This is a genomic window from Croceibacterium segetis (assembly GCF_011320115.1).
Classification (GTDB): Bacteria; Pseudomonadota; Alphaproteobacteria; order Sphingomonadales; family Sphingomonadaceae; genus Croceibacterium_B; species Croceibacterium_B segetis.
In genome coordinates, this window is sequence record NZ_JAANOZ010000019.1 from 1 (window position 1) to 12,717 (window position 12,717).

Below are 12,717 nucleotides of genomic sequence, written 5' to 3' on the forward strand. Positions count from 1 at the left end.
GCGCCGGTTCGCTGGCCGGCAACGCCTCGGGCAGCGGCTACGGCGCCGCGAACGGCTCAGCCGGCTACGCGTCGGGCGCGCTCGCCGCGGCAGGCAGCGCGGCGGCCGCGGGCCAGGGCGCGTTCTCGGTCGACAAAGGCATGAGCGTGCTCGACGCCAGCGGCGACAAGATCGGCAAGGTCCAGCAGGTGATCGCCGACGGCCGCGGCCAGGTGCAGTCGCTGCTTGTCAAGGTCGACGGCGCCAAGGCCATGCTGCCGGCGAGCAACTTCCAGGCCGGCGGCAACGGCAACGCCGTGATCTCGGCGATGGGCGAAGGCACGATCAAGCAGGTCGCCCAGCAACAGGACAGCTCGGGTCAGTAACTCCCCCCGTCCCCCTTGACTGATCCCGAGTGCCCCGCGCCCGGAACGGATTTCCTCCTCCGTTCCGGGCGCTTCCTTGTGTCTCAGTGAGCCGGCACCTCGATCGTCTCATGCCAGACGATGTCGCGCGACGAGGCGCCGACCATGACCTCGTAGGTTCCGCCCGACACCCAGCCCGGCTTGCCCGGGTCCCAGTAGCGGAAGGCCTCAGGCGGGAGCGGAATCTCGACAAGCTGCTCCTCCCCGGGCGCGAGGGCAAGGCGGGCGAACCCTTTGAGTTGCCTGGGCGGCTCGCGCGCGGCTTCGGGAAAGCCGAGATAGACCTGCGGCACCGCGCTGCCGGGGCGCAGGCCCTGGTTGCGCACGCGAACGGCCACGACCTTGCCACCGTCCGGGCTATCCGCCACGCGCACGCCTTCGAGCGCGACGTCGCCGTAGCCCAGCCCATGGCCGAATTCGAATAGCGGCCGCTGGTCGTGCGCATCCCAGAATTGGTAACCAACGTTGACCCCCTCATCGTAATACGCCTCGGCGAGCCGCCCGGTGGCGGGATCGGCGAGCCCGGGAAACTGGTGCCGCTGCGTGCCCGGCCCTTGGGTCTCGTCGGCCGGGAAAGTTACCGGAAGCCTCCCGCCGGGCTCGGCGTCGCCGAACAGCATCGCCGCGACCGCCGGACCGAAGGCATCGCCCGGCATCCACGTTTCCATCACCGCGGCCACCTGGCCGAGCCACGGCATCGCCACCGGCCCGCCGGTGCTCAGCACGACGACGGTGTTGGGATTGGCCGCGGCGACGGCCTCGATCAGCCGGTCCTGATCGGCCTGGAGCGACAGGCTCGAACGGTCCATCCCCTCGCCGACGCGCTCGCCGGCGAAGACCACCGCGACATCGGCCTGCCTGGCGACCTCGACCGCCTGGGCGATCAGGTCGTCGGGCGGAGCATGGCCGACGCGCAGCGTCAGCCCCATCTCCATCCCGAACATCTCCATCCGCTGGTCGCGAAGCGCGCTGCGCGGGGTGTAGTCGATCTCCAGCGCGACCCGCTTTCCCGCTTCGAGCTCGAGGTTGGCGTAAACCGCGTTGCCGAAATCGGCGACCTCGAACCCCCCGGCCGGCTTGCCGTCGACCAGCAGCCGCGCGCTGCCCGAGCCGTGCAGCGTGAAGCGATGCACGCCGCTCTCGGCCGGCGCGAACGTGGTCGTGTAACGGACGGACCACTGGTTGTGCGCGGGCAAGCCGTCGACTGCCGGCGCCTTGTCGAGCGAGGGATCGGCGACCACGGCGCGGGCGATCGGGGCGGCGGAGAAATCGAGGTTCGGATTGGCGAAGTACTCCGCCCGCCAGCCGGGCTCGTCGCCGCTGCTGACTTGCGCCGCATCGAACGGCGGCAGCGCGCCGAGGCCGAGCGTGCCGTCGGCATGAGTCACGCTGATGCGGCTGCCCGCGCGCGCTTCCACCGCCGGCAGGACCGGCGCGAGATGCACCGGCTTCACGTAAGGGGAGCCCTGCTCGACCACGGTCGCCCTGTCGGTCGCCTGCGGGCCGATCAGTGCGACCGACCTGACCAGCTTGCCGAGCGGCAGGATGCCGCCGTCGTTCTTGAGCAGCACCGTCCCGGCGGCGACGATCTCGGCGGCTGTGGCGCGGTGTTCGGCCGTCGAGACGTCCGGGAGGCCCTTGCCCGGCGGATCGTCGTACTGGCCGAGGCGGAACAGCGGGATCAGCCGGCGCAGGATCATGTCGTCGATCCGTGCCTCGGGAACATCGCCGTCGCGCACTGCCTGGGCGAGCGGCTTCTCGCTGGCCAGCGCGGCGTTGAACGGCGACGGGCCGAACGATCCGCTGTCGAGCCCGGCGATGACGGCGCGGGTGATCGAGCGCTGGGCGCTGGGGAAGTCCGGCCCGACGCTGCCGTCGAAGCCCCACTCGCGCTTGAGGATGTCGAACAGGTGAGCGTTCTCGCAGGCGTAGGTGCCGTTCACGCGCGGGAACGAGCACATCGCCGCGCCTGCCCCACCCCGCTTCACCGCCACCTCGAACGGCGGCAGGTAGATTTCGCGCAGTGCCTTCTCGCTGATGACGTTGTCGACCGTCTGGGCAGACCCGCTCGGCTGGTCGCCCACGCGGCCGGCTTCCTGGGTGTAGGCGGCGTAATGCTTCATGGTCACGTTCACGCCGTGGTCGCTGATCGCGCGCACCTCCGGCCCCGCCATCGCGGCGGCGAGGAACGGGTCCTCGCCCATGCTCTCGCTGAGCCGCCCGAAACGCCAGGTCCGCGCGGTGTCGAACGCCGGGCCGAGGATCGTGCCGAGCCCGGCGGCGCGAAACTCCTCGCCGAGAACGGTGCCGTACTTCGTCGCCATCGCCGGATCGAAGCTGGCGGCAACGGCGATCGGCGACGGCAGCGCGGTGGCCGCGCCGCGCACGAGGCCGGCTGGGCCGTCGGAGCCTGCGATCGCCGGAATCCCCAGCAACTTGGCGACATCGCGCCCGTCGGTCGGCTGGTTCGGCGGCGGCGGCGAGAGAAAGCGCAGCTTCTCGTCGAGAGTCTTGAACTCGGCCAGCGCGTAGCGGGCGCGGCATTCGGGCGCGTAGCCCTTGTTGGTCCACGGCCGGGCTTCGCCCTCCGCCGCCTTGCACTGAGCATCCTGCGTGGCCCAGAGCTCCGCCGAACCCGAAGTCTGCGCCGCCGCAACGTGAGCGAAGGCTGCCAGAAGCATTGCCCCGGCAAGCCGCGATGTCACCTTCCAGGGTGACAAAGGCGACACCCTGTCACCCTCACTGTCGCCTTGTATTTTCTTATCTTTCCAAAGAGTTATCGTAGAAAAGGAGACACGGCGACAGGGTGACACTCCGCGCGGAAAATGTCGATCCGCGCGATGGCCCACACGGCGATGAGAATACGGGAGCGATCGCCGAATCAACGCCATGCTACGAACATAAGCAGAACGGGCGCGTGTAGGAAAGCTGTTTCGCCCCGACATCGGGGCACGTGCCGCGGCGCTGACCGCGTGGCGGCTCAGCCGCTCGGATGGTAAAAGTCATACACTGCCTGCGCGACGGCCTCGCTCACGCCGGGCGCGCGCTTGAGGTCTTCAAGGGCGGCGGCACGAACCTTTCCGGCGGTGCCGAAGTGCAGCAGCAGCGCGCGCTTCCGCGCCGGCCCGATGCCGGGGATTTCGTCGAGCGGGCTGGCGCTGATCGCCCGGCTGCGCTTGGCGCGGTGGGCGCCGATGGCGAAGCGGTGAACCTCGTCGCGCAGGCGCTGGAGATAGAACAGCACCGGGCTGTTGGTCGGCAGCGTCTTCTCCCGGCCATCGGGAAAATGGAACACCTCGCGCCCCTCGCGGCCGTGGTGCGGGCCCTTGGCGATGGCGATCAGCGGCACGTCCTCGATGCCGAGGTCCTCGAGCGTGTCGCGCACACTCGACATCTGCCCCTTGCCGCCGTCGATCAGCACCAGGCCGGGCCAGGTGTCGCCGTCGCGGTCCGGGTCTTCCTCGAGCGCGCGCCCGAAGCGGCGGCGCATGACCTCGCGCATCATCCCGAAGTCGTCGTCGCTCTGCGCGCCCTTGATGTTGAACTTGCGGTACTGGCCTTTCTGGAAGCCGTCCGGCCCGGCGACGATCATCGCCCCGACCGCCTTGGTGCCCTGGATGTGGCTGTTGTCGTAGACCTCGATCCGCCGTGGCTCCTCCGGCAATTCGAGGAACTCGGTCAGTTCGCGCAAGGTGCGCGCCTGGGTGCCGGTTTCGGCGAGGCGGCGGTCGAGCGCTTCGGCGGCGTTGCGGCTCGCCTGCTCCATCAGCCGGCGGCGGTCGCCGCGCTGGGGAACGCTGATCGACACCTTGTGGCCGGTGGCCTCGCATAGCGCTTCCTCGAGCAAGGCGCGCTCGGGCAACTCGCGGTCGACCAGGATAGTGCGCGGCGGCGGCACTTCCTCGTAGAACTGCATCAGCGCGCGGGCGAGCACCTCGGCTTCGGGCACGTCGGCGATGTGCGTGGGGAAGAATGCGCGATGGCCCCAGTTCTGCCCGCCGCGCACGAAGAACGCCTGGATGGCGATCTGCCCGCCCTTCACGGCCAGGGCAAAGACGTCGGCGTCGCCGACGCCCTCGGCGTTGATCGCCTGGCTGCCCTGGATGAAGGTTGCCGCGCGCAGTCGGTCGCGCAGCATGGCGGCGCTTTCGAAGTCGAGATTGGCCGAGGCGGCCGCCATCTGGCTCTCGATCTCCTTCTGCACCGCGCCCGACTTGCCGCCGAGGAAGTCCTTCGCCTGGCGGACTAGCTCGGCATAGCCGGCCTCGTCGATCCGCCCGACGCACGGCGCCGAGCAGCGCTTGATCTGATAGAGCAGGCACGGTCGGTCGCGGCGGGAGAAAAAGCTGTCGGTACAGGATCTTAAGAGGAACAGCTTCTGCAGCGCGTTAATCGTCGTGTTGACCGATCCGGCGCTGGCGAAGGGGCCGTAGTAGTCGCCCTTGGCCTTCCGCGCGCCGCGGTGCTTCATGATCCGCGGGAAGGCGTGGTCGGCGCGCAGGAGGATGAAAGGAAAGCTCTTATCATCCCGCAACAAGACATTGTAAGGCGGGCGAAATCGCTTGATCAGCTGCGCTTCGAGCAGCAGCGCCTCGGCTTCCGAATTGGTAGTGACGATCTCCATCGATCGCGTCTGGCTGACCATCCGCTGCAGCCGGCTCGAGAGGTTGGTGACCTGGCAGTAGTTCGCCACGCGGTTCTTCAGCGCCCGGGCCTTGCCGACGTAGAGTACATCCCCTCGCGCATCGAGCATGCGATAGACCCCGGGCTTGGGCTTGAGCGTCTTCACGGTCCCGCGGATCGCGTTAACCCCGGCCGCGAGGTCGGGCTGCGAATCCCCTTTCACCGTGTAGGTCGCACGGTCCTCGTTGAAGCGCTCGGCGCCTTTCGGGTGCGGCGGGGTTCCTGCGGGCGTGCGGGGCATGGGCAGCACATAGGCAAACCCGCGCCGTTCGTCATCCCGGCTCCGGATCGCGTCCCGGCACGTGGGTCGGCGTGTGCAACGCTTCTTCGACCCACAGCCGCTTGACGAGCACCAGGCCCACGACCAGCAGCGGCGAGGAGAAGACCAGCCCGATCGGTCCGAACAACATGCCGCCGGCGATCACTCCGAATACCGACACGGCAGGCGGAAGCGAAACTGTGCGCTGAGCGGCCAACGGAGCGACGAAAGCCGCCTCTACCCAATGGACCACCAGCATCACCGCCATGCTGAGCCACAAGGTCTCGGGTCCTTTCGTTGCCGCGACCAGCGCCACCGGCACCATGGAAATGATCGGGCCGAGATACGGAATCAGTTCGAACAATCCGGCGATCAGCCCCAGCCCTGCCGCCGACGGCACGCCGACCAGCCACAAGCCGACCCCGCAGAACACGCCGATGAACACCATCACCACGAACAGCCCGATCACCCACTGGCGCACAGCCAGCCCTGCGTCGATCAGGGCCTCGTTGGCCAGCGGCCGGTGCCGGCGGGGAAACATCAGGGCCAGCCCGCGACGATAAAGCCCGGGATCGGCGGCGATGAAGACGATTCCGAAAAGCACCACCACCAGGTCGATCGCCACCGTGGTCACCCAGTTGAGCGCTCCGACGAGCTTGGGCACGAAATTGTCGGTCGGCACCCGGGCGCCCTGCATCGCCGCAGCGACGTCCTTGCCGCCGGGAAAGCCCGAGATGCTCACGCGCAGGCCGTCCCAGCTGTCGCGCAAGGTCTTCGCGACGGCGCCAAGATCGGTCTGCAGCTGCGAGCCGAACAGCCAGCCGAAGCCGGCGAACAGCGCGATCACCAGCAGCACCGCCAGCGACAGGCTCCCCTTTCCGTTCAACGGCGTGCGTCGCTCGATCGCATCGGCCAGGCCACGCAACAGCGTCGCCACGACCACCGCGCCGAAGATCAGGATCAGCAGGTCGAGCAGGCGCAGCAGCACGAGGACCAGCAGCACCACCAGCGCAGCGGCGATCAGCGACTTGACGACAAGCCGGAACGAAGTGTCGCGCGCGTCCACGGTCCCAAAATGGACCGGCGGGAGCGCGGTTCCGCTGACCTAGAACAGCTTGCGGAACTCGACCTGGAACGAACGGCCGTTCGGATCGACGAGATAGGGCTGGTAGCGCAGCGGCACCACGCCGTTCTGGTCGGTCACTTTCTGGCGCGCGTCGAACAGGTTGGTCACGCTGAACGACACGCGCGTGCTCTTGAGGAACGGCACCGCCTTGACCAGCTTTTCCTGCCGCCCGAGATCGGCGAACATCCGCAGGTCGAGCGTGAACAGGTCGCCGAAATGGAGGTCGCTGCTGCCCGGTGCGCCGGTGCCCTCGACGTGCGTACCGCTCTTGTAGCTGCCGCTCACGCGCGTGCCGAAGCCGTTGTAGAACACGCCGCCTTCGAGGCTCAGCGTGTGCCGGGCGACGCCGCCGCCGGTCAGCGCGTCGCCGTGCAGCAAGTCGAGGAGCGGGCCGGCCGGGGCGACCAGCACCTTGTTGCCGAGCTCGATCGTGTGGCTGAGCGAGAGATTCCAGCGCCCGCCGTTGCCGCCGCGACCGCCGAAGCCGCCGAAACCGCCGCCGGCGCCGCGATTACCGCCCGCACCGCCGCCGTTACCACCGCCTTGCGCCTGCTGCGCGGGCGGTGCGCCGTTCGCGGGCGGCGTGGCGCCGCCGCCTGGCGCCTGCCCGCCCTGCTGGGCGGCGAGCTGCGCGGGATCGATGCTGCACACGCGGGTGCGCAGCTGCGTCAGCCGCGCCTGGTCGATCTGCCCGTCGGCGCCCTTGAAGCGGTCGGCGATCTGCGCCGGCAGCGCCGCCGGGTCGATCGCCTTGTCGGCCGGACACAGGGTCTGGCGCAGCTGGGCAAACCCCTGCGGATTGAAGCCCGCGCCGCCGTTGCCGTTGCACACCCGATCGTGGAGCTCCTTCATCCGCGCCGGATCGGGCTTGCCGTCGGGGCCGGTCAGGCGCGTGCGCATCTGCTCGGGCAGTTTCGACATATCGGGCGGCCCGCCGTTGGCAGCGCACAGCTGCTGGCGGAATTCGGCGAAGGCTTGCGGGTTGAAATTGCCCCCGCCCGCGCCTCCGTTGCCGCCCTGCCCGCCGCCGGGTCCGCCGAAGAAGAAGAAGCCGCCTCCGCCGCCACCGGGGGGAGGCCCGCCCGCGCCGCCGGGTGCGCCGCCAGGTTCACCGCCGCCGCCGGGACCGGCGAACACGAAGGCTCCACCACCGCCGCCGCCACCGCCGCCCCCGCCGCCACGGCCGCCGTCACCCTGCGGCTGGCCGCCGATGCGCCCGGAAATATTGATGCCGATGCGCAGGCGCGAGGAGTTTTCCTGGTAGAACGTCACCGGCCGCTGGTCGATCGAGACGAGATTGCCGAACGCGTCACGCTGGATCCGGCCCGGGAACGCCGCCTCGATCTCCGGCGTCAGCACCGGAAACGAGGCGGTTACGTTGTTCGAGCGGTTGCGGAAGTATTCGACCTGAATTCCCGATCGGTCGAAGAACGGCAGCTGGTAGGAGAGGCCGAGCTTGAGGTCGTGCTGGGTCTCGCGCTTGAGATCCGGGTTGCCGCCGGTGGTGACGTTGGCGAGCACCGTCTGCCCGGTGGTGAAATCGTACACGGGCACGTTGAAATTGACGATCGTCGGCGCGCCGAGCTGGCTCAGTCCCGGCGCCGCGTCGCGCACGATGTAGGTCGCCTGGGCGTTGAGCTTTTCCGTGATCCCCCAGTTGAGCCCGGCGCTCCAGTTCTTGAGTGTGCCGAAGTCCGACAGGTGATCGAGCCCGCCGCTGAAGTTGGCGGTGACGTCGCCGAGGAACGCAAGCACGTCGTCGCGTCGGCTGGCGATCGGCACCGAGACGTTGACGCCGCCATTGAGATTGCCGCGCCTCAACGTGGTCGGCGCGCCCAGATTGCGAGTGTCGCCGCTGTCGATCCGGTCCCAGTCGAAGCCGGCGTCGAACGTCACCGACGCGTCGCCGGCAGGCAGGTGGACCGGATGGCCGATCGCGGTGAACTTGGTCGAGGCGCTGTCAGTCTTGCTCTCGGCGGTGTCGAATCCGGGGTAGCCGACGCCGGTCAGCGGTGCGTCGAGCGCCAGCGTGCCGGCCCGAGCGGCGGCGACCAGGCCCGCCGTGTCGGCGCGGCGGTCGATCTTGCTGGTGCTGTCGGCGTGGCTTGCGTCGACCGTGCCGGTCAGCTGCCAATCGCCGGCGTGGGCGTTGAGCGTGCTACCGAACGAGAACGTGTCGGTGCGGGTGCGGCGAGCGAGTGGGAAATCGGTGCCGAAGGTGCGCAGCGCGGTGTCGGGAACCGCTCCAGGGCCGACCAGCAGCACGCTGTTGAGGCCGGAGAACGACAGGTTGTCGCTGCGCTGGGCCGTGCCGTTGAGCGTCAGCGAGGCCCCGGCATCGCCGATGCCGTGGGTCCAGTTGCCGGTCAGTTGGTAGTCGCTGTTCTTGGCCACCAGGGTGCGGAACGCCGCTGGATCGGGGTCCGTCGCCAGCGTCGGAACGATGGTCTGGACGATCGGGCGCTCGGCTTCGGTCAGCGGCGTCGTGTGATTGAGCTTGAGATCGAAGTTGAGCCGGTTCTTGCCGGCGATGTTGAGCAACGTGCCGTCGAAACCTTCCTTCGAGGTGCCGCCCTCGAACGGCTGGCCGTACTGCAGCTGGGCGCCGCGGCTCGAGAAATTGTCCTTAAGAATGAAATTGATGACCCGCTGATCGGGCGGAAAGCCATAGCGCTGGGCAACTTCCTCCGACAGCACCTGGACTGTCTTGATCGCCTCGGGCGGATACGATTGCATCTCGCGGAAGCTCGACACGCGCAACCCGTTGATCAGGAACACCGGCCGACCGCCGCCGCGCCCGCGGCCGCTGCCGGTTTCGGTCGACAGCTGCGCCACGAGATCGGCCAGCGAGGCGGCACCGTAGGAGGCGATGTCCTGCTCGTTCAGCTCGACGATCGGCGGCTGCGGCGCCTCGACCGCTCCGCGCAGGGCGTTGGCGATGACGACGATCTGGTTCGGGTCATCGGGCACCGACTGGTCGACGACCGGGGGCGTTCCCTGCTCGGATGCCTGCTGGTCGCCCGCGGCCGCCGGCGCTGCGGACGGCGGATCGGCCGCGGCAGCCGGCGAAGCCAGCACGGCCGCAATCGCTAGGGAACTGGTGGCGAGGACAATACGCAAGCGTCTACCTTCTCGAAAAATGCAACCGTCAGTCCCCGAGGCGGGCCTATGTCCGGACATTGTCAACGGGACAAGCCGCGCGTGGTAATAAAGTGTCGCAATGTATCGCGCGTTAACTGCTCGCCGGACGAGCACGCTTTCCTTTTTGCCCGCCCGCCGCTATGCGCCCGGCCAAGCTAAACCACGACGGCGGAAATCGATCCTTATGGCGAAAGAAGAACTCCTCGAAATGCGCGGGAAGGTGGTCGAATTGCTGCCCAACGCGATGTTCCGGGTAGAGCTCGAAAACGGCCACAAGATCATCGGTCATACCGCTGGAAAGATGCGCAAGAACCGCATTCGCGTGCTTGTCGGCGACGAAGTGCTCGTCGAGCTGACGCCCTACGACCTCTCCAAGGGCCGCATCACCTACCGCTTCATGCCCGGCCGGGGCGGCCCGGGGCCGCAGTAAGCCTACAGGGGTGAGCACCCCTACCCTCGTTCTCGCTTCGGCAAGCCCGCGGCAGCGCGAATTGCTCGCGCGGCTCGGGATCGAGCCGGCAAGCGTGCTTCACACCGATATCGATGAAACCGCGGGCAGGCGCGAGTTGCCGCGCGATTATGCCCAGCGCATGGCGCGCGAGAAGGCCTCGGCGGCAGCGAATGCCGGTGCCTTCATCCTCGCCGGCGATACGGTCGTCGCCGTCGGCCGGCGGATCCTGCCCAAGGCGGAAGACCAGGAGACTGCGCGCAAGTGCCTCGAGCTGCTTTCGGGCCGCCGTCACCGCGTGCTGTCGGCGGTCGCCCTGCTCGCACCCGACGGCACGCTGCGCGAACGGCTGAGCGAAACCCAAGTGCGCTTCAAGTCTCTCTCGCCGGAGGAAATCGCCGCCTATGTCGCCAGCGGCGAATGGCACGGCAAGGCCGGTGGCTACGCGATCCAGGGCAGCGCCGAAGGGCTGATCGCGTGGATCTCCGGCAGCCACTCGGGCGTCGTCGGGCTGCCGCTGTTCGAGACCCGCGCGCTGCTCAAGGCGGCGGGGTTCGCGCTTGGCTGAGTGGTTGGTCGAACGAGGCATCGGCGAGGAGCGCGCGCTGCTCGTCGAAGGCGAAGAGGCGCTGGCCGCGCGGCTGCACTGGCCCGGCCGCCTGGCGGCCGGCCAGGTCGAGGATGCCGTGCTCGTCCATTTCGATCCGAGCCGGCAGCGCGGCACCGCGCGCTTTGCGGGCGGCGAGGAAGCGCTGGTCGACCGGCTGCCGGTGGGAAGCCGCGAAGGCGCGCCGATCCGGCTCGAGGTGACCCGCGCGGCGACCGCCGAGCGCGGGCGGCTCAAGCGCGCCCAGTCGCGGCCCAGCGCGGCCGCGCCGTGCCCCGCCCCGTCGCTCGCCGAGACGATGGCCGGCGAGGTCGTCCGGCGGTTTCCGGCGGGCCTGTGGGAAGAGCTCTGGACCGAGGCATGGGCCGGCGAAGTGGCATTCGCCTCGGGCTCGCTGCTGTTCTCGGTCACTCCGGCAATGACCCTGATCGACATCGATGGCGGCATCGCTCCCGCCGCGCTGGCCCGCGAGGCGGCGGCGCCGCTCGCCCGGACGATCCGCCGGTTCGACCTCGGCGGCGCGATCGGCATCGACTTCCCGAGCCTGGAGCGCAAGGAGGACCGCCGCGCGGTCGACGCCGCGCTCGATGAAGCGCTGGCCGACTGGCCGCACGAGCGCACGGCGATGAACGGCTTCGGCTTCGTGCAGCTGGTGGCGCGGCTCGAGCGCCCGTCGTTGCTGCACCGGCTCACCCTGTCGCGCCCAGGCGCGGCTGCGAGGATGCTGCTGCGGCGGGCCGAGCGCGTCGACCAGCCCGGAGCGCTGCTGCTTAGCGCACATCCGGCCGTCGTGTCGCAGCTGTCCGAGGACTGGATCGTCGAACTCGCGCGCCGAACCGGGCGCGAGGTGCGGCTCGCAGCCGATCCGGCTCTTGCGCTCGACGGCGGCTTCGCGCAGGCGGTGGCGCGATGAACAGGCCCTGCCCGATCTGCCGCAAGCCGCGCAACGCGGAGTTCGCGCCATTCTGCTCGGCCCGCTGCCGCGACCGCGACCTCGCCAACTGGCTGAACGAGGGATACGCGGTCCCGGGTCCGCCGGCCGCGCCCGAGGACATCGTTCGCGAGGACGACGACTAAGGTCTTGCCAAGCACGCCCCCTCTCGCCATAGGCGCGCTTCCAAGCCGCTCGCAGGCCTTTCAGGTCGTTGCCGCAGCGATGCCCGGGTAGCTCAGTTGGTAGAGCATGCGACTGAAAATCGCAGTGTCGGTGGTTCGATCCCGCCCCCGGGCACCACGGCCTTTCAGCCCCCATAGAAAACTGACGGTTCCCTGCCGTGCGAGGGCGCGCTAGGCCTTTCGCACAACGCAGCCTGCAACCGAAAGGACCCTACCGATGGCCCGCATCCTGGTGCTCTACTACTCCTCGTACGGACATCTCGCGATCATGGCCGACGCCGTCGCGGCAGGGGTTCGCGAGGCCGGGCACGACTGCGACGTGATGCGCGTGGCCGAGACGGCCCCGCCCGAAGTCGCCGCCGCCGCGGGCTTCCGCAAGGACGAGAGCCACCCGGAGATTTCCGCGATCGGGCAGCTCGCCGAATACGACGGCATCGTGATCGGCGCGCCGACCCGCTTTGGCCGCATGCCGAGCCAGATGGCCTCGTTTCTCGATCAGGCCGGCGGGCTGTGGTACACCGACGCGCTCGTCGGCAAGGTCGGCGCGGCGTTCACCTCGACCGCCGCCCAGCACGGCGGACAGGAGACCACGCTGTTCTCGATCCTCACCAACCTGCTGCACTTCGGGTGCACGGTGGTCGGTCTCGACTATGGCTTCAAGGCGCAGAACGGCGTCGACGTGGTCCGCGGCGGTTCGCCCTACGGGGCGACGACGATCGCCAACAACGACGGCTCGCGGATGCCGAGTGAAGTCGACCTCGACGGCGCGAAGTACCTCGGCCGCAGGGTTGCGGAGACGGCGGCCAAGCTCACCGCTTAGTCCTTCGAGAAGCTCGGCCCTTCGACAAGCCCAGGACCTCGCTCCTCACGATGAGCGGGGTTTTCCCGATCCGCTCATCCTGAGGAGGGCCGAGCTTGTCGAAGCCTGTCTCG

10 protein-coding genes and 1 tRNA gene are annotated in these 12,717 nt (G+C 69.1%); 7 read left to right on the plus strand and 4 right to left on the minus strand.

The genetic code is table 11. The annotated features are described in order from the left end of the window. A partial coding sequence (locus G7B69_RS15095) for a PRC-barrel domain-containing protein (protein ID WP_166180788.1) occupies positions 1–365 on the plus strand: 365 nt, incomplete at its 5' end. Positions 366–448: 83 nt separating this feature from the next. Here G7B69_RS15095 and G7B69_RS15100 read toward each other — a convergent pair. The 4 genes from G7B69_RS15100 to G7B69_RS15115 all read right to left on the minus strand — a co-directional run bounded on the left by G7B69_RS15100 (position 449) and on the right by G7B69_RS15115 (position 9,550). Continuing rightward, entirely contained in the window at positions 449–3,085 is a 2,637-nt protein-coding gene (locus G7B69_RS15100; protein ID WP_166180790.1) for a glycoside hydrolase family 3 protein, read from the minus strand. A 299-nt stretch (positions 3,086–3,384) separates the two neighbouring features. Next, positions 3,385–5,328 (minus strand): excinuclease ABC subunit UvrC, encoded by a 1,944-nt coding sequence (gene uvrC / locus G7B69_RS15105; RefSeq protein WP_166180792.1) that lies wholly within the window; start codon positions 5,326–5,328, stop codon positions 3,385–3,387. Positions 5,329–5,359: 31 nt separating this feature from the next. Continuing rightward, the gene (locus G7B69_RS15110) at positions 5,360–6,412 is read right to left on the minus strand and encodes an AI-2E family transporter (protein WP_166180795.1); all 1,053 of its coding nucleotides are present in this window, start codon (positions 6,410–6,412) and stop codon (positions 5,360–5,362) included. A gap of 39 nt (positions 6,413–6,451) precedes the next feature. Next, positions 6,452–9,550 (minus strand): porin family protein, encoded by a 3,099-nt coding sequence (locus G7B69_RS15115; protein ID WP_243415213.1) that lies wholly within the window; start codon positions 9,548–9,550, stop codon positions 6,452–6,454. Positions 9,551–9,797: 247 nt separating this feature from the next. Between G7B69_RS15115 and infA the strand changes: the two genes are divergently transcribed. The 6 genes from infA to wrbA all read left to right on the plus strand — a co-directional run bounded on the left by infA (position 9,798) and on the right by wrbA (position 12,604). After that, the gene (gene infA / locus G7B69_RS15120) at positions 9,798–10,043 is read left to right on the plus strand and encodes a translation initiation factor IF-1 (protein WP_166180799.1); all 246 of its coding nucleotides are present in this window, start codon (positions 9,798–9,800) and stop codon (positions 10,041–10,043) included. 10 nt (positions 10,044–10,053) lie between these two features. Then, a complete protein-coding gene (locus tag G7B69_RS15125) occupies positions 10,054–10,629 on the plus strand; it encodes a Maf family protein (RefSeq protein WP_166180801.1) in 576 nt (191 codons plus the stop codon). Continuing rightward, a complete protein-coding gene (locus G7B69_RS15130; RefSeq protein ID WP_166180803.1) occupies positions 10,622–11,581 on the plus strand; it encodes a ribonuclease E/G in 960 nt (319 codons plus the stop codon). Before G7B69_RS15125 ends, G7B69_RS15130 begins: the two co-directional genes overlap by 8 nt. Next, the gene (locus tag G7B69_RS15135) at positions 11,578–11,745 is read left to right on the plus strand and encodes a DNA gyrase inhibitor YacG (RefSeq protein WP_166180805.1); all 168 of its coding nucleotides are present in this window, start codon (positions 11,578–11,580) and stop codon (positions 11,743–11,745) included. The genes G7B69_RS15130 and G7B69_RS15135 overlap by 4 nt, the downstream gene beginning before the upstream one ends. Before the next feature lie 81 nt (positions 11,746–11,826). Next, positions 11,827–11,902 (plus strand) — tRNA-Phe (locus G7B69_RS15140). A gap of 99 nt (positions 11,903–12,001) precedes the next feature. Next, positions 12,002–12,604: an NAD(P)H:quinone oxidoreductase gene (gene wrbA, locus G7B69_RS15145; RefSeq protein ID WP_166180807.1), complete on the plus strand. Its 603-nt coding sequence runs from the start codon at positions 12,002–12,004 to the stop codon at positions 12,602–12,604. The last annotated feature ends 113 nt before the right edge of the window (positions 12,605–12,717 follow it).